We start from the raw sequence: 22,697 nt of genomic DNA on the forward strand, positions 1-22,697 counted from the left end.
CAACAATGACAAATGCCATCAACTCAAACAAAGCGTATTCTAAACATAGCGATCGCTCTACCCGACTTAAATGTAAAATTAGTATTCGCGATCGCTTAAGTTTGTTGTTTGGCAGTCTAGTTTTTATTAATTTGGTTGCTGTTGGTATTGGGGGGATAGGATTAAATCGCGTTCGGAATAGTAGCCCGTTAATTAACACTATAGGTTCCGAACAGATGCTGACTTACAGATTAGCTTATTGGGCTAATCTACGTTCTAAAAAAACAAACTCTGGAGAGCGTATCACCATTGATGTTAGTATTAGAGATGACATTCAGAATTTTGAAACATCACTTTCTGCTATACATAAGGGTTCAAAGAAACTGGGGTTAAATCCCATTTCTGACCCAAAAGTGCTTGCTCAACTGGAAAAAGTTGCAGATGCTTGGCAAATTTATCGCCAGAAGATAGAAAATTATTTGATGAGTTCTCCTCAACAAGAACAAGAATATCTCGAACAAATTAATAATTTGACCAGCTTCTTAACAAATTTAATGGATGTGACAACAAGAAGTGTGGAAACACAGACTGCTGACACTGCAATTCAAAGTCAGAACTTACTTTTGATGGCTTTGGTGCTGAGCTTGCTGTCAATACCCATATCACTAGTAGTAGTTTCTCAAATTATTCATGCTCTTACTCAAGTGACTGTAACTGCTGACCAAATGGCTAAGGGCGAGTTACATATAAGAGCCAAAGTCACCTCTAGGGATGAAGTCGGCGTTCTTGCTTCTACGCTTAACACCATGGCGGAGCAAATTGACGACTTGCTGCGAGGACTTAAAGTACATGGTCAGGAACTTGAAAATGCTCTCATTTATTTAAGTACTATCATTGATAATTTGGTAGATGGTCTTTTAGTCACAGACACAGAATCTAAAATTAAGCGCTACAACCCAGCATTACTGACAATGTTTGGATTGGAAGACACAGATTTAGCAAATCGAGACTGCAAGACTTTAGCAAATTCCAAAGTTGTTGAACTTGTAGAACAGACACGGAGACGATTTGGAGAGGTTTTCACAACAGAACTCGAATTAACAAATGGACGTATTGGTCAGGCTGTGGCAAGAGCAATTGTTAAAGATGCAGCAAACACACAGGACAATAATTCGCTTGGTTCGATTATTTTGATTCGAGATATTACTGCTGAGAAAGAAGTGGATCGAATGAAAACTGATTTCATTTCCACAGTGTCCCATGAACTGCGAACACCCCTCACTTCAGTCTTGGGATTTGCCTCAATTATTCAAGACAAGTTAGAGGAACTTGCTCCACAGATCGATCCAGAACATCGCAAAGCTCAACGCACTCTCAAACAAGTTCAAACAAATATCAATATTATTGTGTCTGAAGCGGAACGATTGACTACGCTCATCAATGACGTTTTGGATGTCGCCAAGATGGAAGCTGGCAAAGTTGAGTGGTATATGGAGCCACTTTACATTGGAGATGTAATCGAGCGAGCAATAGCAGCTACGTCTTCTCTGTTTGAGATGAAAGGATTGGAGTTACGCAAGGTCATTGACCCCGACCTACCTCTTATGATTGGGGATAGCGATCGCCTGATTCAAGTTATGATTAACCTGATTTCCAATGCTGTCAAGTTCACCGAGCGAGGTCATATTACCTGTCAAGCAAAAATCGCTCGTGGCACGATGCTTTTAAGCATTACTGATACTGGCATTGGCATTGCTACAGATGACAAACCTAAAGTGTTTGAAAGATTTAAGCAGGTGGGAAACACTCTAACTGACAAACCCAAAGGCACAGGTTTGGGGTTACCTATCTGCAAACAAATCGTAGAACATCATGGGGGTCGCATTTGGGTTGAGAGCGAGCAAGGCTTGGGCAGTACTTTTTTCTTTACTTTGCCTCTGATGAATAATGTAGAGACAGAAAAACTCTCTATTAATACTTTAATTAAGCAATTAAAGGAGCACGTTGTCACTGCCAATTCTGATTTTATTCAAAAGTACAAAACAATTCTTGTTGTTGATGATGACGCTCACATTCGCGAATTGCTCAGACAGGAATTAGAAACCGAAGGCTATAAAGTTCGAGAAGCTAAAGATGGTATGGATGCGATCGCTCAAGTTAAAATAGCTCAGCCCGATCTTATTATTCTAGATGTGATGATGCCTCAAATTAATGGGTTTGAGGTAGCTGCAGTACTCAAAAATAATCCACAGACAACAGCTATTCCAATTATTATCCTTTCAATTATTGAAGATAAGGAAAGAGGCTATCGACTGGGTATCGATCGTTACTTAACTAAACCAATTCATAAAGAAGATTTACTCGGAAATATTGGTGTACTACTTTCACAAGGAGTCTCCCAGAAAAAAGTACTAATAGTAGATACAAATGCCTCTACTTTACAAACATTATCTGACGTATTGCAGGCGCAAGGTTACAATGTTGTAGAAGCCTCTGACCGTCAAGAATGTATTGAAAAGGCATTAGCAATTCAACCCGATATGATTATAGTAGACTCATATTTTCAGGAGCAACACAACTTAGTGAAAACACTGCGATTTGAAAAGGGAATGGAAAATGTCTTTTTTATTTTACTTACAGATAACCACACAGAAAAATTTTTATGACTAAAAAAATCTTGATAGTTGATGACGAACCAAATATTTTAATCCTTATGGAGCAAGCATTGGAGAGTTTAGAAGACGAAGGAGTAGAGTTACTCACAGCTAAAAATGGAGAAGAAGCATTGGAACTTATTAAAACAGAAAAACCATTACTCGTGTTTATGGATGTTATGATGCCAAAGATGAATGGATTAGAGGTTTGCCATACTGTTAAACATGAACTAGGGCTACAAGATGTGTATATTATTCTATTAACTGCCAAAGGACAAGAGTTTGATAAGCAAAAAGGAAGCGATGTTGGTGCAGATTTGTATATGACAAAGCCTTTTCGCCCTAAAAGTGTTTTGGAAACCTCTAGAACTGTACTTGGTTGTTAGTCTACGTAGTTTGATTAGAGCTACTTAAATCTTCATAAATCCAAATTTTTCAAAGATAGATATCGCGCGATCGCTTTTGAGAAAATTAATAAATTCACGAGCTTCAGCAATATGCTTGCTATTTTTTACAACTGCGATGGTGGAAATGACAGGAGCATGGGAACCCTCAGGTGAGATCGCCAAAATCTTGACTTTTCTGGAGCGTTTAGCTTCAGTTAAAAAAGTAATTCCAACATCTGCATGACCTGTTTCAACATACTTAAGAACTTGCTGTACATCTTGTTCTTCAAAAATCCCTTTAGATTTCACCTGGTCGTAAATTTTGAAAAAATCAAGAATTTGTTTAGCATAAATTCCTGCATCAATATTTTCTGTTCCTAATGCAATTCGTTTTACCTTATTGTTAAGTATATCCTGAAAATTTGAGCTCCCAGTAAAGTTATTTAATGAAATCAGTACTATTTCATTCTTCATAAAATTTTGACGAGAATCTTCTAAGATAAAACCTTTCTTCTGCAATTCGTTCATTGGTCTAACAGAAGCTGGAAGATAAACATCCACAGGCGCTCCAAGTTCAATTTGTTTTTTCAAAACACCGCCACCAGTAATGTTGTAATTAACGAGGATATTTGGTTGTTTTTCTGTGTATAGTCTACCAACTTCTACCATTGCATCTCTAAATACAGCAGCAGCAGAAATAGTCAAAGCTACTGGTTTTGTCTGATGTGTGTTACAGCTATTTAAGCCTAAATATAAAATAGTAATAGAACTAGTCAAGATAAGGAATTTTCGTCTTTTCATAAAGGTAGCTTGCTTCTTTAAGTACTAGAATACTCTCAACATCATTGTTAAAAATGCCTTACTTTTTAAGGACTTACGCACTCACACGAAAGGAACCAGGTTTCTGGACAGAGACTTATGACTGAAACAACAATTTTTGGTAAAGAAACCCGGTTTCTGCGTAAGTCCTATTTTTATTGTTCCCAAATTTAGCTAACCTCTAACAAAGCATAATTAAGTCAACATAAAAAACGTGAGATATAGAAACCCGGTTTCTCAAAGAAACCGGGTTTCTGACGACAAGTAGGTAGGGCTAAAACCCACTCAACACTAAAGCTCTGATAACAAAACGGTCAAGCAAAACATTCCATTTTTGCTTGACCAATAGCATTCAACTAAGTATTCATGACAAAAAACGAGCTTTGGAATTTATTTTCCAATTAGCTCAAAAATTATGAATCTTGAGTTCCTAAAATGTCATTTTTGATGGATTGAATTTGTTCTGCTAACTCTTGTCGGGTCGAACCTTTAAGAAGATAACGAAAAACAAACCAAGTTGTGTAACTAATTCCAATTAATTCAAAAATTGGATATAGTAACGGAATATCATTAATGGCGTCAAGTATTGCCAAAACTACTTTGCCTGTAACAATTGTGGCAGCAATTAAAACAATAGTAACAGTTAATTGCTGATATTGATTAAAAAACTTACCTAAGTTATCTGGTAAATCAGCTAAAAACTGTGAGACTTGTTCTCCGATATCTTGCCATTTTTCTTGAGATTTTGCAGCAGATGGTGGTAACAAAGACTGGTTTGGTTTCGTACCTTCAATTGCTGCTACAGGGGTGGTGATGGTTGTATCTGGAACGTCGTCAAAAGATTGCAGTTGCTGTACGTTAGCGTCCATACTCTTCCTCTATTAAGTAACTATCGCTACAATAAGTCAAAAGTCAAAATAAAGATTTTATCAGCAATATTTTTTGACTTTTGACTTCTCACAACGAGCTAGCTTGATGGCTGACCTACTTTTGCTTTATTAACTACAGTTGTAACACCTTTGATTTCCTTTGCCAAAGGCTCAATCTTGTTAAGTTGCTCTTGGTTTGTCACAGTTCCCGCAACTGTAACTGTTCCGTTATCTTCAGCTTCAACAGTTAACTGACCGTTAGGAATGTTAGCTTCTAACTTCGTGCGAACCTCACTTTCTAGATCGTCTTCACTTCTGTTTGTAGCCTTGCCATCATTCAAAACATTGTTGCGCTCTTCACGAGCCTTGATGTCAGCATTAAGTTGGTCTCTACGAACTTGACTTTGAGCATCCTTAAGAGCCGCTTCTGTTGCTTCTGGTGCTGGTGCTTGTGCTGCTTCGTTAGTATTGTTAGGTGCATCAGAACTGCTCTTGGAAACATCGGGACTACAAGCAGCTGCACCAAAAACTAAAAGGGAACCAAATACGAAGGGAATAAGCTTTTTCATCTTGAATCAATCCTTTGTTAATAGTTAATGGTTGGTGGTTAGTTGTTAGTTGTTAGTTGTTAGTCGTTAATAGCTACTAACCAACAACTACTAACCACTAACGCTCTTAAACTCTCTCGTTCCGATGGTCAACGATTATGACGGCGGGATCGTCTTTGTCGTACCCTACTCCATGTTCGGTGGAGGTGGTATTTACCACGGGTGCGTCATGACGAATATCTCTGTCAGAATCGCGGCGATGAGCACCAGTTGTATCCGCCGCATCGAAGGTATCAAACTCTTGAATACCATGACGTTTGAGAATGGTTTCCGCACGACGGACTTCATCTTCCGTACCATCCACAATAATTAGGTAGTCGCCCCTGTTCAAGCGATCGTTATAGACTTTGGCGCGGTTCTCAGGAATTCCCAAACCCACAAGTCCGCCTGTGACTCCACCAGCTGCGGCACCAATTCCCGCACCAGCTGCGGTGGTTGCCAATGCTGTTGCAACTGCACCACCTGCAATCACTGGTCCAATTCCAGGAATTGCTAAAGCACCAAGACCGACTAACAAGCCGCCCAAACCGCCTAAAGCACCGCCTGTGACAGCCCCGGCTTTTGCACCCTCATCAGCCTTATTACCTTTGCCAACGTTTGTGCCGGTCAAATTAGTGTTGTGATTTCCGTCCTTACCAATCAGTGAAACCTGACTGAGAGGAAAACCAGCATCGCGCAATTCGGTGAGTGCGACTTCTGCATCTCGGCGATTGGGGAATACACCAATTGCTCTTCTTCTGTGTATGGTGGGTACTGTACCCACTGAAGCAGGAGTAGCAACCACAGGGTTAACTGCTCCTTGCTTGTGTTCGGGGCGATCGTAAACGGCAAACTCTTGTACTCCCCGATGGGTCAAAATATTTCTTGCTTTAGCAATTTCAGCATCAGTACCATCTATAATGACGAGATAGTCCCCTCTCTCCAATCGCTCGTTGTAGACTCTAGCCCGTTCTTCGGGAATACCCAAGCCAATTAATGCGCCAACTATGCCACCAGTTGCTGCACCAATTCCAGCACCCGCTAAAGTTGTTGCCAGTGCAGTTGCAGTTGCTCCAGCAAGCATGATTGGACCGATTCCTGGAATAGCTAAAGTTCCTAAGCCAACTAACAATCCTGTTAAGCCGCCTAAAACTCCTCCAGAAACTGCTCCAGCTGTGGCACCTTCATCGGCTTTATTCCCAACATTTTCCCGGACTTCAGCACCTGCAATTTCATCTTTGCGATCGGCATCCCGTTTAATAACAGATACCCTGTCCATTGGAAAGCCAGTACTTCTTAATTCTTGTAAAGCGTTTTCCACTTCTTGACGGTGTGAAAATACGCCTACAGCACGTCTATGTACACCTACAACCATGCCCTCTTACCTCAATAAGAAACAACTTTAATTGGCAGATTTTTTTAATGCTATTAATTCTATTTCTACAGATTTTTCTTTAATTTCCATCAATCCCTTGGAATAAATTTTATATCTATCAGGAGTATTAGCTTTATCGCTTTATACAACGAGTTAAGAAAAGTTAAGAAAGTGAGAAGTGTTTTTTTAATTTGTAATAGAGATGCAATCATACAACAATTTCTGAGTAAAAAATAGTATAAGAGATGTGTAATCTTATAAAAATGCTTTTGTTATAGATATGCAACAAAGACCTGAAGATTGGTGGGTTGAAATTATGACAACTAAGCCGCACTGTATTTATTATTTTGGTCCTTTTTTAAATCGTGAAGAGGCAGTTATTGCTTACTCTGGCTATGTTGAAGATTTAAACGATGAAGGAGCACAAGGAATTGTTGTCGTTATTAAACGCTGTGCGCCTGAAGGTTTGACAATATGTGATGAAGATGATGATGAAAAAGAGATTAATTAAGTAAGTCGGCACAATTAAAGTTAACTAGTTAGGCTCGTAATTTGTCATTTGTCAAGATTTACGGTGTGTTTATACTGTGTAATATGGTTCTGTTTTTCCAATTAGCTACTTAAGAGAATAGCAAAACTTATTCCTTGACAAGGCTTATCCTAGATTTTTGGTAAATATTTTTATTACCAGTAAGCTTTAAGAATCACATTCAATACTTGTGGTTTAACGATAGTTAAAGTTCAAAAACCCGGTTTCTTCAAGAAACCGGGTTTCTCATTTTTGCTTAACCGAACAGTATTGGAATCGCATTTATCGGAAAGTACAATCATCATATTGTTCCTACCTTCCATTTCCTATTTTTCAGTAGTCCTCATGAACTGTGTAAACTAGAGGATATAAAAATGGTCACTGGTCACTGGTCACTGGTCACTGGTCACTGGTCACTTTCAACTGGCACAACTAACATTCAAAAAACTGAGGTAGGACAAATGTATCCCCCAAAACAGCGACAAAGATTGCTTTTTACCCTTTCATCTGTGATGACTGGGGTAACTCTTCTAGCTACAATGGGAGTTTACATGACTCTAAAAGGTTTACAGCCACAAGTGGAATCGGTCAAGCATTCTTTACAAGGCAAATTAGTCGTTGAGTCAGACACCTCACAACTACCTGTAGATACATCTGTTCCGCCAACAGAAACACATATATCTATCTCAGAATCAGAAGACTCACTAGCACCACCAGCAATGGAACAGCAAAACGAACCGGGAAAAAACCTTGGTGGTGTCAATTGGCAAGGGAAGAACTTGCAAGGCATGAAACTGCATCACGCGCATTTAGGCGGTGCCAATCTTGAAAATGCCGATTTAAGAAATGTTGATTTAAGCGGTGCAACCCTTGCTGGTGCCAATCTTGCCAATTCTAACTTAAGCGGTGTTAATTTAAGCAACGCAAATCTCAGTGGTGCGAATCTTGACAATGCTAATCTGAGCAATGCTAATCTGAGTAGTGCCGACTTAAGAGGAGCTAATCTTGATGATGCTAACCTTGAGGGAGCTCGTTTAAAAGGAACTCTTTTAGATGGTGCTAACCTCAATGGTGCAAGTTTACCGTAGGGCAATCTATATGCAGCCAGCTTTTGTCTTGTAGCTGTGACTAATGTCACTTGGGTGCAAGACACGTATCACTTTCCCCTTATTTGTTTATCTCTTAGGTTGAAGTGAAATAAATTATTTTAATCGAAAGACATAAACCAACCTAAATAGGGGTTGTAGGGGAACTATTATGTTTGAAAAATTACTGCTAGCTGCGACCTTAACCTTTGCCCTAAGTTTATTTGCAGAACTAAGCTTGTCTTCTTCATGGCAAACGGCTAGAGGAAGAACCGATCAAAGTCAAACTGTTATCACTTTGACGCCGCATAAAAATTAAACAAGTACTTTTACGGCAGTATAACTGCTGAGAGTACACAGAAATTATAAACCATTTTCCTGATTTTGAACTAGTCAGGAAAAGATGCACGCGATCTTCGCATATGAAAAGCCAAATTTTAGCCACAACCGCATTTTTAACTATTCTCACCCTCAGCCAAACTGCCCAAGCAGCAAATCCCGAACATCTCAGACAATTACTTGCTAGCAAAAAATGTTCGGCTTGCGATCTATCTGGTGCTGGTTTGGTCATGGCTGACTTATCAGGGGCAGATTTGAACGGAGCAAATCTTGCAGGGGCTAACCTCAGCCGTGCTAACTTAATTGGTGCCGATTTAAGAAATGCTAACTTGAGCGGTGCTAGTTTCTTTGGTGCTAACCTGAGTGCTGCCAAACTCACTGGAGCAAGTTTAGTGGGTACCGATTTAAGACACAGCTATCTTTATAATGCAGAGTTAACTAGTACAGATCTCAACAGTGCTAACGTGCAAGGCGCGACAGGCATACCCTTACAAAGTGCTAAACCAGAAGAATTTTATGCCTGGGGTGTAGCAGAAGCACAGAAAGGGAACCATCAGGCAGCTATTGACTATTTTAGTCAGGCGATCGCAACCAAACCCGATTATGCTGGTGCGTATCTTGCTCGTGGTATAGCCCGCTATCAAAGCATGGACAGACAAGGCGCATTCCAAGATGCCCAAGTTGCAGACAAGTTATTTACGTCTGAAAAGAATGCTGCAGGAATGCAAACAGCGCAGGCATTTATCAAAGAATTACAAACGCCTTACACCGATCCTGCACTCAAACCAGCTAAACCCACTTTTGTTGATTTTGTAGGGAGTATTGGTTCTCTCTTACTACAATTTTTGCCATTTTAAAATTGGTTAGTGGTTAGTGGTTAGTGGTTAGTTGTTGTAGTTGTTGTAGGATGGGCATTGCCCACCAAAAGTTAAAAGTATTTGTATGTACTTGACTAAAAAGCGAATGACTCTTTCTAGTAATTTGTGGGAAGCCAATCAAGATATAGCCCAAGCTTGTCTTCAGCATCCTTTTGTCCAAGGTATAGGGGATGGTACACTTGCTCGTCAAAAATTTGCCTACTATGTCGGACAAGATGCCTTTTTCTTGGAAGCTTTTGCTCGTGCTTACAGCATAGCTGCAGCTAAAGTCCCCAACTTTTCGGATTTTCTTACGTTTCACTCCTTAGCAACTGGAGTTTTACAAGAACTCAAGTTACATGAAGGATATGCTGCTCAGTGGAAAATCGATTTACGTTGTATAAAACCAGGAGGAGCAACCCGTCGTTACACAGATTTTTTATTATCAACTGCTTGGAGTGGGGATGTAGGTTTAACTGCTGCTGCTATGTCCCCTTGTATGGGTTTGTATGCTTTTTTAGGCAAACAACTAGCTCTTCATGGTATTCCCAGCCATCAATATGCAGGTTGGATTCGTACTTACAGTAGCGATGACTTTTTACCGCTAACACAACAATTAGAAAGTTTGGTTGACAGTTACGCCACTCATACAGCATTGGTAGAGTCAACTTATCGCTATGCCATGTTTTGCGAACAAGATTTTTTTCAAGCAGCATGGAGCTATGGCAGTGAACAGTGACCAGTGACCAGTGACCACTTAACCATTTTTATAAATTTAATTGTTTTTTATCTCAATAAAGTAATTTAAGAAGAGTTATAAAATAACAATATCTGTGCTGTCATTAAAGCATATGACAAGGCTTGTTCCTTAACAAATCAGCATTATGGAGTTGTTCAGAAATGACTGTGTTGGACTTGCGGTGATGGTAATTTTATAGTAAATAATGACAATATTTGTCAGACTCACACATTGTAACACAATTAACTTATAGAGTATGTTGTCCGAGGTTGACTGCAAAGGTTTATATGACGATCGCGCAATGGAAGTAAATGAATTGTTGAGACGCTATCAGGAAGGAGAGAGGGATTTTAAGGGTGTCATCCTGATAGGCTGTTACTTAACAGAAATCAATCTGAGCGGAGCTAATTTACAAAGAGCTTCTCTAAGTGAGGTTGATTTAAGCAGAGCAAATTTGGTAGGTACCGATCTCACAGAAGCATCTCTAATCAGAGCCAAATTAACTGGAGCTAACCTAACTGGTGCTAATCTGAGTGGAGCTAATCTTTTTGAAGCTAAGCTCACAGGGGCGACACTTGATGGCGCAGAATTAAAAATGGCGGATTTGATAGATGCAGATTTTACGGCAGCAAGTTTACAGGGAGCCAATCTGTACGGGGCATACATGATGGGAACTTTGTTACAGGGCGTAATTATGCCAGATGGGACAATTCACTGCTAGATCGCTGGTACAGGTTTGAAAAAGTTGCAAAAAACCAGGTTTCTCCTTGCTGCAAAGTAGAGACTAAGCATGCCTAGTCTCTACAAAGAAACCGGGTTTTTGTGATTTCTGTATTCGGCGCTTTAGCACATCTTTTCATAAATTCGTAGCGTTTTGGTTCGTAGTTGCGTTTTAGCGCTAAAGCGCAACTACAAACGATTTTTACAATCTTTATTTCGTTATCAACCTGTAAAATTAAATACTATAGGAATCATAAATGATTTATGAAAAAATCTCAGTACTGTAGGGTGGGCTATACCGCACACATAAAGCTTGTGGTGGGCTTTAGCCCTACCTACGTATATTTCAAAAATTAAATAAAAGTCCTATAAGATCTTATTCCCTAGGAATTCCGTAGGATTAACCTACAGGTGAGAACTGTATAGTTCCAAGCTTGTAATTGTTGATAGATGCTCCCTTTCAATAAAACTTATTTCAACTGTTTAACCATAAAAGAAACACTCACTTTAGACGAGAGAGTGCTCTGTTGCAGCTATTGTGGCTTTATTTTCGATAGAAATGTTGTGGTAGAGATAAGAAAGCGCTGCAATCAACTTGAAAACTATTCGTTTGTATCCGCTAGTTAGATGGTGAGATTTTTAGAGATAACTTGTCAACTTCACTCCTCGTTACCTTCAGTACTTTGCAGAACCATTTCAAAATTCATTCTTTGTTCTACGTTACGTAAAAAATAACCACTAATCATGGCGGAGGCAAGCAGACGACCTAAATGTTCGCGGTTAGTAGTGATGGTAACTCCAAAGTGCTCTGAAGGTAAGTTCCCTAATATTCCCATAATATTACGCTCCATAGCTTGGAAAACTTCTGGAGAAGAAGGTTGGGATAGCTGGCTAACTGTATCTGGGCATAGAGATTTGACATATTGCAATAACAGATTGCCTGTTTCTGACTCACCGTTAAAGAATTCTGAAACTCGGTTAGATGGGTTACTCACTGTTACCTCCTTCAAATACCACAACTGTGGTCAAAATTACTTAGGTCACGATTGCCTGTTTAGGTTTAGACAATGCTTTCGCTTCGTATGTTCCTATCATCTAATGTAACAAGTAAGTTTTCGTTTGGAAGTCGTTGTAACCGTACCAAGAGTAACGGGTTTTTCACCTCCAGTGACCAGTGACCACTGACCAGTGACCACTGACCAGTGACTAACTTGCTAAGTATTCATTCATACCAACTTTGGATTTGCGGAGTTTACTCAGGGCTTCTCTCTCAATTTGCCGGACTCGTTCGCGGCTGATGTTAAGAATTTCACCAATTCTGGAGAGTGTCAGCGCTTGTCCATCCTTTAACCCAAATCGTAGGGATAAAACTTCTCTTTGTTGTGGTGTCAGTTCCGCCATAAGACTTTCCAAATCCTTAGATAAGGATGATTGGGTAACAAAGTCTTCTGGAGACGTTCCTGGATCTTCCAGCATTTCCCCTAGTTCTGTATCGTAGTTATCACCCAATCGCAAATCTAAGGATAATGGTAACCTTGCTTTTTCGAGATACTCTCGCACTTGTCTTGGAGTTAGTTCTAATTCTTGGGCTAGTTCAGAAGCTGTGGGCGCACGTCCCAATCTTTGGGATAAGTGACGCTGTGCTTTCTTGATTTTATTGAGCTTTTCTGTTATGTGAATGGGCAATCTGATGGTACGCCCTTTTTCTGCGATCGCACGAGTGATAGCTTGACGTATCCACCAATAAGCGTAGGTAGAGAACCTGTATCCTTTTGTGGGGTCAAATTTTTCTACACCCCGTTGCATTCCTATGCTACCTTCTTGTATTAGGTCAAGCAAATCAACATTGCGCTTAATATATTTTTTAGCTACAGACACAACAAGTCGCAAATTGGCCTCCACCATCTTGCGTTTCGCTACCTCGCCGTCTGCTATGGCTTCGTTCAACTCTGTGGGGTCTAGTTGTGTCGCCTTTGCCCACTCTTCTAGAGATGGTTGACGATTTAACTGAGTGGCTAAAGATTCCCTGATTTCATGTAATGCTGTTGAACGTTGTACTTGCTTTCCATAAAATATTTCTTCCTCGTGCGACAGGAGTGGCACTTTGCCAATCTCACGTAAGTAAGTCCGCACTAGGTCTGTAGCTGTCTGAGCGGTCTTCATGGCGCTACTCTTTTTTGTGATAATTGGGGTTTAATAGTGGGGGTTAGAACTGATAGATGCCTTTTAGAAGGTTACTTCCGGTGTTATTCACACCGAAACTTATATTGTGATTCGCAACTGACGCACAAGGACTGTTCTGCGGCTATTGGTCATCATATTTTGGTTCTTAACTGCAAAAAATTACAGAGATTTTCCATTTTTTACAAGTATCTACAGTTAGATATTAAAGTCACTAAGTAAACACTTTTTATTTTTTATTATTAATTACTGTAACATTTATGATAACTGCTTGGCTAGCTGTCAGTCCAAATTTCTTTTACATACAGGTCATCTAAGCCTAATATCCTCCTCATAGGATTTATAACCTTATCTAATAAATCTATCTTGAAAAAGAAAAATTTATAAGATTTTTAAAAAAAATTCAAGATCGACTATGAGTATTTCTCTATTGTATTTATTTAATTTTTACTTAAAATTACGGTTAATGCGGAAAGGGATTAGGGGGACAAGGTAGAATTTTCTCCCTCACTCCCTCACTCCCTCACTCCCTCACTCCCTCACTCCCTCACTCCCTCACTCCCTCACTCCCTCACTCCCTCACTCCCTACTCCCTACTCCCTGTTTTGTAATCTTGAATAACTTTCACGTCCAAAGTTGTACTTTGAAGCGAACGGATTGCAGCGACAGTAGCTTTTGCCCCAGCAATGGTAGTAATGATAGGGATTTTATAAGCTAAGGCTGTACGGCGAATAAGTTTAGCATCACTGTAGGCATCTTCTCCAGATGGCGTGTTAATAATCAGTTGAATTCTGTGGTTCTTGATTGCGTCTAAAACGTGAGGACGCCCTTCGTGCAGTTTCAGCACCAACTCAACATCTAAACCATGTTCCCGAAGAACGGTACGAGTTCCTTGCGTTGCCATGACAGAAAAACCTAAATTAATAAACTCTGTGACAACAGCAACTGCAGGAGCCTTATCGCGATCGTTCATTGAGACAAATACTGTTCCACTTAAGGGTAAACGTTCCCCAGCGCCAAGTTCTGCTTTGGCAAAGGCACGTCCAAAATCCTTATCGATACCCATGACCTCACCTGTGGAACGCATTTCGGGACCTAAAATGACATCAGTACCGGGGAATTTATTAAACGGCAAGACCGCTTCTTTGACGGCAATATGATCGGGAATGATTTCTTTGGTAAAGCCTAACTCCTTTAAAGTTTTACCGGACATAATTAAAGATGCCAGCTTTGCCAACGGTACACCTGTTGCTTTGGAAACGAACGGAACAGTACGGGATGCACGGGGATTGGCTTCGAGGATATAAACCTGGGGTGAATATGTTTGAGAACCAACAATGGCAAACTGAATATTCATCAATCCCACAACATGAAGGGCACTTGCTAATTGCGTTGTCCAAGCACGAATTTGGTCTAAAACCAATGGCGGTAAAGAAATGCTCGGCAAGGTACAAGCGGAATCTCCAGAGTGAATACCCGCTTGCTCAATGTGTTCCATTATACCACCTATGACCACTTGTCCGGTATGGTCGGCAATAGCGTCTACATCAACTTCGATCGCATTTTCGAGAAACTTATCAATCAAAATTGGATGTTCTGGTTCTACCTGTACGGCGAAGGTCATGTAACGTTCTAACTCAGTATCGGAGTAGACAATTTCCATTGCCCGTCCACCCAACACGTAGCTAGGACGCACAACAACTGGATAACCAATGCGTTTGGCAACAATCAGAGCATCCTCATAACTCCGGGCAGTTCCATTTGAAGGTTGGGCAATATTCAAGTCTTTAAGAATCTTTTCAAACCTCTCCCGGTTTTCAGCCATGTCAATAGAATCTGGTGAAGTCCCCCAAATCTTTGTGGGGAGTGGTGAGTGGGGAGTGGTGAGTGGGGGTGAGGAGGAATTTTCCCTACTCCCTACTCCCGATTCCCTACTCCCTACTTCTTGTAAATATTTTTGCAACGGTACTGATAACTTTAAAGGTGTTTGACCGCCAAATTGTACAATCACCCCAACAGGGTTTTCTGCCTCAATAATATTGAGTACGTCTTCTTTTGTCAGTGGCTCAAAGTAAAGGCGATCGCTTGTATCGTAATCTGTGGAGACGGTTTCCGGATTGGAGTTGACCATGATTGTTTCATACCCTGCATCTTTTAAGGCAAAGGCAGCGTGACAGCAACAGTAGTCAAACTCAATACCCTGTCCGATACGGTTGGGACCACCTCCCAAAATCATGACTTTGGGTTTGGTTGTTGGTTCAACTTCAGATTCTTCTTCGTAGGTAGAGTAATGGTAGGGGGTAAACGCTTCAAATTCAGCAGCACAAGTGTCTACTGTCTTGTAAACTGGAATAACACCTAGTTGTTTGCGGTATGCACGCACCTCATCTTCTGTTGTTTTGGCAGCGTAGGCAATTTGGCGATCGCTAAAACCCTGCCGCTTCACCTCAAACATCTGCTCTTGTGTCAATTGCTGCAACGGTGTCCGTTTGAGGAATTTTTCCACCTCCAGCAATTCCTGCATTTTATCGAGGAACCAGGGGTCAATCCCCGTCAACTCGTAAATTTCCTCAATAGTCATACTCAACAGCATGGCATGACGCACGGCGAAAATGCGTTCGGGGTTTGGTGTCCGGAGATGGGCGCGAATTTGTTCGCCACTGGGCAATTTTTCTTTCATGTCACAACCCCAACCCGCACGTCCGGTTTCTAAAGAACGTAACGCTTTTTGAAACGATTCATTAAAAGTTCGCCCAATTGCCATTGCTTCCCCGACAGACTTCATTTGTGTTGTCAGTACGGCTTCAGCACCGGGAAACTTTTCAAAGGCGAAACGCGGAATTTTTGTGACTACGTAATCAATAGTTGGCTCAAAAGAGGCTGGTGTTTTCTTGGTGATATCGTTATTGATTTCATCTAAGGTGTAACCCACAGCCAACTTTGCCGCCATTTTAGCGATGGGGAAACCCGTTGCTTTAGAAGCCAACGCCGAACTGCGGGAAACACGGGGATTCATCTCAATAATAACGACATCCCCATTGATGGGATTGATCGCAAATTGAATGTTAGAACCACCCGTTTCTACGCCAATTTCACGGATGATTTTAATTGCCATATCCCGCAAACGCTGGTATTCTTTATCAGTTAGGGTTTGGGCTGGGGCAACGGTGATGGAATCTCCTGTGTGGATACCCATCGGATCGAGGTTTTCAATGGAACAGATAATTACAACATTATCTGCCAAATCACGCATAACTTCCAATTCATATTCTTTCCAGCCGAGTAGGGACTGGTCAATAAGAATTTGTGAAACCGGGCTGGCATCAATACCCGCTTGTGACATTTCTGCAAATTCTTCCTCATTGTAAGCAATACCGCCTCCAGTACCACCTAAAGTAAAAGCGGGACGAATAATCAGGGGATACGTACCAATTTTTTTGGCAACCGCTTTGGCTTCTTCTAAAGATGAAGCTGTTCCGCTAGGGCATACGTTTACCCCTATCTTGGACATAGCCTCGTTGAACAGTTTTCTGTCTTCGGCTTTCTCAATAGCTGGTAGTTTAGCACCGATTAACTCAACGCCATATCGTTCCAACACGCCATTTTTTGCCAAAGTCACAGCAAGATTTAGGGCAGTTTGTCCTCCCATCGTTGCTAGAAGGGCATCGGGGCGTTCTTGGACGATGACTTTTTCCACAAACTCTGGTGTTAGCGGTTCAATGTACGTGCGATCGGCTGTTTCTGGATCGGTCATAATCGTAGCAGGATTGGAATTGACCAACACCACTTCATAACCTTCTTCTCGCAATGCTTTACAAGCTTGGGTACCAGAGTAGTCAAACTCACAAGCTTGTCCAATTACGATGGGACCAGACCCTAGCAGCAGAATCTTCCTGATGTCGTCACGGCGGGGCATAGTTGTTGCCTTCGAGTAGAGAGAATATAAGTCTTGATTATTGTAAGGGTCTTACAGATTTTTATTTTGCCGTTTTTTGTAGGTTTTATGACAGATGGGGGGTATTGGGCATTAGGCATGGGGCATGAGCATAGGGAATGGGGCATTGGGCATGGGGCATTGGGCATTGAATATTAATATTTCCCCTATTCCCCATTCCCCATTCCCTAACTTTTGCAATTTGTTTGCATTTACACTGAAGATTTTTCTCAAAAGTAGAGTAGCTTTTTTTGAAGCATATTTCAAACAAGAATTTAGACTCTTCTGAACATTGTTAGGAATTCTAAATAAGAATAATTATTAACTAGCTTAATGAATTTTTTTTGAGATTAAATATTATGTTGTTTTGTAGATTTTCATGAAAAATGGCAGAGAGGATTAAAATCTACCTCTCTGCCATTTCTTATACTTGTTTAAGGACGAGTATTTGTAGCTTTTATAAGTCTTGTGTTAGATAGCTCTATATCTATAGAATGCTTTAGTTTTGAGCGAGTTGAACAAAACCTAAGGTTAAGCTATCCTTAGCAAGGAAGTGAGCTAGGTGGTAAGCTCTTTCTTCAGTTTTTAACAAGATTTTTTCGTACAAATACCGTGTAGCGCGATCGCCTAAACTCTCAGCCTGAGCGGCTTGACGGCGAAGAACACCGATAATTGCTTGCTCTGCCTTCAGATCATTTTCTACCATTTGACGGCTAGAGAAGACGCCATCAGCTTCAGGCTCAAAGCAGCACAATTCCGCTAATTTGCTAAAGGTTGCAACTGGCACTCCACCCAGTCCATCCAAGCGTTCTCCAATATCATGGACGTGTTCTTGTGCTTCACCATAGCTGTCGTTGAAGAACTCATGCAGTGAGTAAAATTCTGCGCCTTCAACTACAAAATGATGCTTTTGGTACTGCAAGTACAGTGCTTGGAAACTGGCCAACAGGACATTAAATCCTTCACAAACTGGCTCAGTTACACTTTTGTCCAGGAGGACAGGATTGTCATAAACATGACCAAAATTTCGTAACACAGTTTGCGTTTCAGACATGGTTTTCCTCGCTTTATGGCAGTCGCAGTTTTTAACTGCTTTAGTCTTTACATATTAACATTTTAAAAAAAATAACGAGACCTATCAGCATCAAATAATTTTGACCTTTTTATTTAAAGAATGCTCAATGTATCTTATATATTTTTATTTTAGTAAAAAATGTCATATAGAACACCGACATTCTCAATAAAAAATGCTATGGAAACAGTGACCAATGACCAGTGACCATTAACCAGTTAATCGTCACTGGTCACTGGTCACTAATTTTTCAAAAATTACTGAGAAAGGTTTGCATTTAAGTTATCCTTATGAATGAAGCTTAGGTTCCCAAATCAGAAAACAATGGGAGCGAAAGCGTAGTAGTTACTGCAAAACTATTGCATATTTAGGGGGATTGTCTTGAAACCGTTAACTTCGCAATCACATGAGGAAAAGTACAATATAGAGGTCAATAGGGCAGACCGATGGCAGGTATATCATCGTTTGCGGGAGTTAGACATTCCCTGTTGGTGTGAGACGAATCAGCCATTGACAGTTGACATTAGCAATATCACGGCTGCCATTCAAATTTGGAGCGTTGTACGGCAATCTACAGCCTCACGTCAAGAGTTGGTTTCGACTCTAAAAAAGTGCTGGCAAACTCGCTATCGGCAATCATAGTCGCGGAAACCACTGCTAATAAGTACCATGCTGAAATTAAAGTCTTTGTTGAAGAGAGGTAAAAAGATGGGGAAATCTCACATGACAGAAGTTTCGGAATTCCGTCTAGAGGGGCGGTTTCTCGATTTTGTTATCAAAGATGGGTATAAGCTCAAAGGCTTGCTATTAGAGACTTCTGAAGGCGAATGCTACGTTAAACTAGATAAACACTTACGCGTTGCTTTTGACTTCAGATTACAAAAGGGAACTTGGCTGCAAGTCTTGGGTGAGAAAAAGCACGATTTGAAGACAGGTGAAGTCAAACTCAAAGCTTACCAAGTGATGGCAGCCCGAATTGAGTCAAGGAGACAAGAAGATAAAGGGACAAGGGAAGAAACAATTTCCTTGTCTTCTTCTTTTTCCACGTCTCCACGTGCTGATGTCCCCGTGTCCTCTTCTAGTGAAGTTAGGACAAAAAAAGCCACTATATTGGTGTGTCAAAAATCTGACTGCATGAAACGAGGTGGTAAGCAGCTTTGCCAAGCACTAGAAGCATCTGTGAGTGAGCGTGGTTTGGAATCAGAAGTGACAGTTAAAGGAACGGGTTGCATGAAAGATTGCAAAGCCGGACCAAACTTAGTGATGCCAGACAAATCTCGTTACAGCCGAATTCAGGCTGCACAAGTCCCCGCACTTATGGATAAGCATTTTTCTCCTCAAGTGCAAACAGCAAGCAAAAAAGAGAAAACGAAGTGATGCCTGCATATCGCTAAGTTCACGGTTACTGTTGGTTATCTACCTTTTTCTTAATGCGAATATATACTAGTAAATTTCTTGGCATTGGTGTTCAACTACTCATCCGTAGTTGTTGCAAAACCTTTGCAAGTTTGGAAAACCGACTGATACAAACGGCGAGGTGCAATACTACCAAAGTAAAAGCTCATTCTTTTTGGGGATGAGCTTTTATTATGTGGGGATTTAATCAAATTCTGGTGTCCATAAATCTGAAACCTTCACGAACCAGCCGGGTAAAAGTTCAGGAACTGTCAAAACATCGCCATCTCGAAGGATTATTGCTTCTTGTTCGGGATAGTAAACCTCAACAACCCGCTCATCTGGATTAATTAAAATTCCCACACCAGTTCCCAGTGCAAGAAATTCTCTAATCTTTGCCCTCAGTTCCTCTATGTCATCAGTAGGTGACTTAACCTCAACTGTTAAATCTGGAGCTAGTGGAGCATAAGATCTCGGGCTGCGAGGCAATCGTTCTGCCTTGACAAATGAAGCATCAGGTGCTCGTAAGTTCGAGTTTGGTAACCTAAAACCAGCACTCGAAGCAGTTACTCGCCCCAGTTTGCGAGGCGTCACCCAGTTATATAGCTGAGCGATCATCCCTGCTGCAATTTCATCTGACTCATATCCTGATGGACTCATAACGACGATATTTCCCTTGACTAATTCCATGCGATAGTCGGGATGCTGTTGCTGCATTTTTTCCAAATCTTCAATGGTTAGAAACATAAATCCTCTCAAATCAAAGCCTGTCTTGAAAATAGGGAGTAGGGAGTAGGGAGTGGAGGAAGAAAACTTTTCCTGCAAATTAGTGTAATAAATCAATACAGTTCAGTTAAGCAGTTATTTAGAAACCCGGTATCTTGGAGATACCGGGTTTGGTGCTCCCCTCGCGACCCTTAGCTGAACCGTATTGTGTAATAAATTACATGATAGCTACTTAGTAAGTGGGCGTTGCCAAGGGTTTTAAACCCACGCAGGTGGGTTTTGCCTGTATAGCCGCGAATTCTATTCGCCAAGGATGTACAAAGATCTTCTAAGGCATTTGCCAAATCTTAATTGTTTTATCTTTACTACCACTGATTATATTTTTACCATCTCTACTAAAAACGACGGCAAAAACCTCTTGTGCATGACCTTTGAAAGTTTTTATTTCTTGTCCCGTGCTCAAGTTCCAGATTCTTACAGTCGTGTCATCACTTCCTGTCGCAATTTTTTCACTATCAGGGCTAAATGCAACAGCGTTCGCATCAGCTGAATGACCTGTTAGAGGAGGACGTAGTTCTCGCCCTGTATTCAGATTCCATATTCTAATGGTTCTGTCATCGCTAACACTAGCTATAATCTTTTGATTGGGACTAATAGCAACGGCATTTACATCCCCTAAATGTCCAGTCAAAGTTCGTAATAATTGCCCGGTCTTTACATTCCAAATTTTAACTGTTCTATCTGTACCACCACTAGCAAGAATGAGACCATCCGAGCTAATAGCAACAGACAAAACCTCTCCTTCATGTCCTTTGAGAGTGTGAATTTCTTGTCCTTTCTTTAAATTCCAAACCTTAATTGTTTTGTCATAACTACCACTAACAAGAATTTGACTATCAGCACTCATAGCCACAGAATTAACATAACTAGAGTGTCCCATCAGTGTACGGATTTCCTGCCCCGTATTTAAATTCCAAATTTTGATTATGTTGTCTTTGCCTCCACTAGCAAGAGTTTGACCATCACCACTCAGAGCAACAGCATAAACAAATTCTTTATGCCCTTTTAACGTGCGAATTTCTTTTTTATTTTTTAAATTCCAGATTTTGATAGTTTTGTCATCACTGCCACTGACTACTAGTCCTATCAAATCTTCTTTAAGAGAAGAATTTGCGAGGTTTAATTTGACAGCAAGGGAATTGACTTCACCTAAATGCCCATTTAAGGTTGGCGTATACCCCTTCATTTGCCAATATATGATTCCACCTAAACCCATGATAGCCAGGGCAATACCTCTGATTAAAACTTGTTTTTGAATTAGTATTTTTGGTTGAATAACTGTACTGGGGAAAATAGAGGATTTGTGAAGATTTTTCTGTGATATTAAAGTGACTACAAAATCTTTTGGCGTTTTTTTTGTTTTTTGAGACAAATCTCGTAACACTTCATCTGCTGATTTATAGCGTTGTTCGAGATTCTTTTTTAACAGTTTGTCTAGGACACGTTCCAGTTGAGTGGAGATAGAAAATTTGAGATGTTTTTGCCACTGAGCTACCCAACTATATCCGTCTTCTACATATAATTGTGATGGATGAACTCCAGTTAGTAAATAAAAGCTCGTGACACCCAAACTAAATAAATCGCTAGCGGGATATGCAGAGCCATATTTCATTTGTTCCATTGGCGCATAACCGTAGGAACCAATAGTTGTTCCTGTTTGTTCTAAAGAAGTTGCTGTTAACTGTTTGGCAACTCCAAAATCAATAAGTACTAAATCTTCCTTTCCTCTTTGAGAAAGACGACGGATAATGTTTTCTGGTTTAATATCTCGGTGAATGACTTGATGCTCGTGGATAAATTTGAGAATGCGTAATAATTCACCTAACATTTCCCAAATCTTTTCCTCATGGAAAAGCCCATGCTGATTCAATTCTTGCCGTAAAGTTTGCCCTTCAATAAACTGCTGTACTAGGTATAGGTAATTTTCTTGCCTAAAGTAAGCATACAAAGTTGGAATTTGTGGGTGTTCTCCTAACTGTTGCAAGCGCCGCGCTTCTTCTTGAAAAAGTTCGGTTGCTTTTTGTAAAGCGCTAGTTCCTTGGGCTTGTGGTGCTAGTTGCTTGACAACACAATGCTCTTTGAGCTTGTCTTCATCTTCTGCCAAAAAAGTTCTGCCAAATCCTCCGCCCCCCAATGGCTGAATAATGCGATATCGGTTTCGCAGCAGCGATATCAGTTTTGTCCCACAATTTTGGCAGAATTCCGCACCATTTGGATTCAAAGGCTTTTCACAACTGGTATTGAGGCAGTAGATCATAAATAAGGCATTTTGGGCCATTGTTCTTTAATAATATGTTCTTCTGTTCCATGGTTTTGCAGTTGCGATCGCTAATTTATGTTGCTAGTAGCTGTTGAGATTGGCAGCTTTCATGAAAGTACTTTATAATACAT

Annotated in this window: 20 protein-coding genes; 10 read left to right on the plus strand and 10 right to left on the minus strand. The window is 40.5% G+C overall.

The genetic code is table 11. The annotated features are described in order from the left end of the window. The first annotated feature begins 5 nt into the window (after positions 1–5). Positions 6–2,645, plus strand: a complete 2,640-nt coding sequence (locus WA1_RS41075) for a response regulator (protein WP_017742851.1) — start codon at positions 6–8, stop codon at positions 2,643–2,645. Continuing rightward, positions 2,642–3,019 carry a response regulator gene (locus WA1_RS41080; RefSeq protein WP_017742852.1) on the plus strand — a complete coding sequence of 126 codons (378 nt, stop codon included), beginning with the start codon at positions 2,642–2,644 and terminating at the stop codon, positions 3,017–3,019. Before WA1_RS41075 ends, WA1_RS41080 begins: the two co-directional genes overlap by 4 nt. A gap of 24 nt (positions 3,020–3,043) precedes the next feature. On the opposite strand, the gene modA is transcribed toward WA1_RS41080, so the two are convergent. The 4 genes from modA to WA1_RS41100 form a co-directional block, all read right to left on the minus strand. Next, positions 3,044–3,820, minus strand: a complete 777-nt coding sequence (modA, locus tag WA1_RS41085) for a molybdate ABC transporter substrate-binding protein (RefSeq protein ID WP_017742853.1) — start codon at positions 3,818–3,820, stop codon at positions 3,044–3,046. 431 nt (positions 3,821–4,251) lie between these two features. Beyond that, the gene (locus WA1_RS41090; protein ID WP_017742854.1) at positions 4,252–4,707 is read right to left on the minus strand and encodes a CAAD domain-containing protein; all 456 of its coding nucleotides are present in this window, start codon (positions 4,705–4,707) and stop codon (positions 4,252–4,254) included. 98 nt (positions 4,708–4,805) lie between these two features. Next, the gene (locus WA1_RS41095) at positions 4,806–5,276 is read right to left on the minus strand and encodes a BON domain-containing protein (protein WP_017742855.1); all 471 of its coding nucleotides are present in this window, start codon (positions 5,274–5,276) and stop codon (positions 4,806–4,808) included. 106 nt (positions 5,277–5,382) lie between these two features. Next, entirely contained in the window at positions 5,383–6,669 is a 1,287-nt protein-coding gene (locus WA1_RS41100) for a general stress protein (protein ID WP_066613198.1), read from the minus strand. Positions 6,670–6,949: 280 nt separating this feature from the next. On the opposite strand from WA1_RS41100, the gene WA1_RS41105 reads away from it, so the two are divergent. The 6 genes from WA1_RS41105 to WA1_RS41125 all read left to right on the plus strand — a co-directional run bounded on the left by WA1_RS41105 (position 6,950) and on the right by WA1_RS41125 (position 10,939). Then, positions 6,950–7,180, plus strand: a complete 231-nt coding sequence (locus WA1_RS41105) for a DUF1816 domain-containing protein (RefSeq protein ID WP_017742857.1) — start codon at positions 6,950–6,952, stop codon at positions 7,178–7,180. A 392-nt stretch (positions 7,181–7,572) separates the two neighbouring features. Beyond that, positions 7,573–8,286 (plus strand): pentapeptide repeat-containing protein, encoded by a 714-nt coding sequence (locus tag WA1_RS41110; protein ID WP_017742858.1) that lies wholly within the window; start codon positions 7,573–7,575, stop codon positions 8,284–8,286. A 169-nt stretch (positions 8,287–8,455) separates the two neighbouring features. Further along, complete coding sequence (locus WA1_RS57675; protein ID WP_158516761.1) at positions 8,456–8,602, plus strand: hypothetical protein; 147 nt, start codon at positions 8,456–8,458, stop codon at positions 8,600–8,602. Positions 8,603–8,705: 103 nt separating this feature from the next. Then, a complete protein-coding gene (locus WA1_RS41115; RefSeq protein WP_017742859.1) occupies positions 8,706–9,479 on the plus strand; it encodes a pentapeptide repeat-containing protein in 774 nt (257 codons plus the stop codon). A 106-nt stretch (positions 9,480–9,585) separates the two neighbouring features. Continuing rightward, positions 9,586–10,218: a TenA family protein gene (locus WA1_RS41120; protein ID WP_026134579.1), complete on the plus strand. Its 633-nt coding sequence runs from the start codon at positions 9,586–9,588 to the stop codon at positions 10,216–10,218. 301 nt (positions 10,219–10,519) lie between these two features. Then, positions 10,520–10,939: a pentapeptide repeat-containing protein gene (locus WA1_RS41125; protein ID WP_026134580.1), complete on the plus strand. Its 420-nt coding sequence runs from the start codon at positions 10,520–10,522 to the stop codon at positions 10,937–10,939. A gap of 658 nt (positions 10,940–11,597) precedes the next feature. On the opposite strand, the gene WA1_RS41130 is transcribed toward WA1_RS41125, so the two are convergent. The 4 genes from WA1_RS41130 to dpsA all read right to left on the minus strand — a co-directional run bounded on the left by WA1_RS41130 (position 11,598) and on the right by dpsA (position 18,107). After that, positions 11,598–11,933, minus strand: coding sequence for a DUF760 domain-containing protein (locus tag WA1_RS41130; protein WP_017742862.1), 336 nt, complete (start codon positions 11,931–11,933; stop codon positions 11,598–11,600). 211 nt (positions 11,934–12,144) lie between these two features. After that, positions 12,145–13,101 carry an RNA polymerase sigma factor, RpoD/SigA family gene (locus tag WA1_RS41135; protein WP_017742863.1) on the minus strand — a complete coding sequence of 319 codons (957 nt, stop codon included), beginning with the start codon at positions 13,099–13,101 and terminating at the stop codon, positions 12,145–12,147. Between the two features lie 604 nt (positions 13,102–13,705). Further along, entirely contained in the window at positions 13,706–17,035 is a 3,330-nt protein-coding gene (gene carB / locus WA1_RS41140; RefSeq protein WP_017742864.1) for a carbamoyl-phosphate synthase large subunit, read from the minus strand. Between the two features lie 517 nt (positions 17,036–17,552). Further along, positions 17,553–18,107, minus strand: a complete 555-nt coding sequence (gene dpsA / locus WA1_RS41145) for a DNA starvation/stress protection protein DpsA (RefSeq protein ID WP_017742865.1) — start codon at positions 18,105–18,107, stop codon at positions 17,553–17,555. Between the two features lie 399 nt (positions 18,108–18,506). Between dpsA and WA1_RS54000 the strand changes: the two genes are divergently transcribed. Both WA1_RS54000 and WA1_RS41150 read left to right on the plus strand, forming a co-directional pair. Next, positions 18,507–18,767, plus strand: coding sequence for an Asr1405/Asl0597 family protein (locus tag WA1_RS54000; protein ID WP_081403038.1), 261 nt, complete (start codon positions 18,507–18,509; stop codon positions 18,765–18,767). Positions 18,768–18,833: 66 nt separating this feature from the next. Beyond that, positions 18,834–19,502, plus strand: a complete 669-nt coding sequence (locus tag WA1_RS41150; protein WP_017742866.1) for a (2Fe-2S) ferredoxin domain-containing protein — start codon at positions 18,834–18,836, stop codon at positions 19,500–19,502. Positions 19,503–19,724: 222 nt separating this feature from the next. On the opposite strand, the gene WA1_RS41155 is transcribed toward WA1_RS41150, so the two are convergent. Both WA1_RS41155 and WA1_RS41160 read right to left on the minus strand, forming a co-directional pair. After that, complete coding sequence (locus tag WA1_RS41155; RefSeq protein WP_017742867.1) at positions 19,725–20,267, minus strand: Uma2 family endonuclease; 543 nt, start codon at positions 20,265–20,267, stop codon at positions 19,725–19,727. A 307-nt stretch (positions 20,268–20,574) separates the two neighbouring features. After that, entirely contained in the window at positions 20,575–22,584 is a 2,010-nt protein-coding gene (locus WA1_RS41160; protein WP_017742868.1) for a protein kinase domain-containing protein, read from the minus strand. Between the last annotated feature and the right edge of the window lie 113 nt (positions 22,585–22,697).

It is taken from the genome of Scytonema hofmannii PCC 7110 (assembly GCF_000346485.2).
Classification (GTDB): domain Bacteria; phylum Cyanobacteriota; class Cyanobacteriia; order Cyanobacteriales; family Nostocaceae; genus Scytonema; species Scytonema hofmannii.

Bases quoted from the DNA above. Each gene is read 5' to 3' on its own strand.
- WA1_RS41075 (WP_017742851.1), top strand. From the start codon at position 6: ATGACAAATGCCATCAACTCAAACAAAGCGTATTCTAAACATAGCGAT.
- WA1_RS41150 (WP_017742866.1), top strand. From the start codon at position 18,834: ATGGGGAAATCTCACATGACAGAAGTTTCGGAATTCCGTCTAGAGGGG.
- WA1_RS41125 (WP_026134580.1), top strand. From the start codon at position 10,520: ATGGAAGTAAATGAATTGTTGAGACGCTATCAGGAAGGAGAGAGGGAT.
- WA1_RS41090 (WP_017742854.1), bottom strand. From the start codon at position 4,707: ATGGACGCTAACGTACAGCAACTGCAATCTTTTGACGACGTTCCAGAT.
- WA1_RS41115 (WP_017742859.1), top strand. From the start codon at position 8,706: ATGAAAAGCCAAATTTTAGCCACAACCGCATTTTTAACTATTCTCACC.
- carB (WP_017742864.1), bottom strand. From the start codon at position 17,035: ATGCCCCGCCGTGACGACATCAGGAAGATTCTGCTGCTAGGGTCTGGT.
- WA1_RS41100 (WP_066613198.1), bottom strand. From the start codon at position 6,669: ATGGTTGTAGGTGTACATAGACGTGCTGTAGGCGTATTTTCACACCGT.
- WA1_RS41160 (WP_017742868.1), bottom strand. From the start codon at position 22,584: ATGGCCCAAAATGCCTTATTTATGATCTACTGCCTCAATACCAGTTGT.
- WA1_RS41105 (WP_017742857.1), top strand. From the start codon at position 6,950: ATGCAACAAAGACCTGAAGATTGGTGGGTTGAAATTATGACAACTAAG.
- WA1_RS41095 (WP_017742855.1), bottom strand. From the start codon at position 5,276: ATGAAAAAGCTTATTCCCTTCGTATTTGGTTCCCTTTTAGTTTTTGGT.
- WA1_RS41120 (WP_026134579.1), top strand. From the start codon at position 9,586: ATGACTCTTTCTAGTAATTTGTGGGAAGCCAATCAAGATATAGCCCAA.
- WA1_RS41080 (WP_017742852.1), top strand. From the start codon at position 2,642: ATGACTAAAAAAATCTTGATAGTTGATGACGAACCAAATATTTTAATC.
- WA1_RS41110 (WP_017742858.1), top strand. From the start codon at position 7,573: ATGGTCACTGGTCACTGGTCACTGGTCACTGGTCACTGGTCACTTTCA.
- modA (WP_017742853.1), bottom strand. From the start codon at position 3,820: ATGAAAAGACGAAAATTCCTTATCTTGACTAGTTCTATTACTATTTTA.
- dpsA (WP_017742865.1), bottom strand. From the start codon at position 18,107: ATGTCTGAAACGCAAACTGTGTTACGAAATTTTGGTCATGTTTATGAC.
- WA1_RS41135 (WP_017742863.1), bottom strand. From the start codon at position 13,101: ATGAAGACCGCTCAGACAGCTACAGACCTAGTGCGGACTTACTTACGT.
- WA1_RS41155 (WP_017742867.1), bottom strand. From the start codon at position 20,267: ATGTTTCTAACCATTGAAGATTTGGAAAAAATGCAGCAACAGCATCCC.
- WA1_RS57675 (WP_158516761.1), top strand. From the start codon at position 8,456: ATGTTTGAAAAATTACTGCTAGCTGCGACCTTAACCTTTGCCCTAAGT.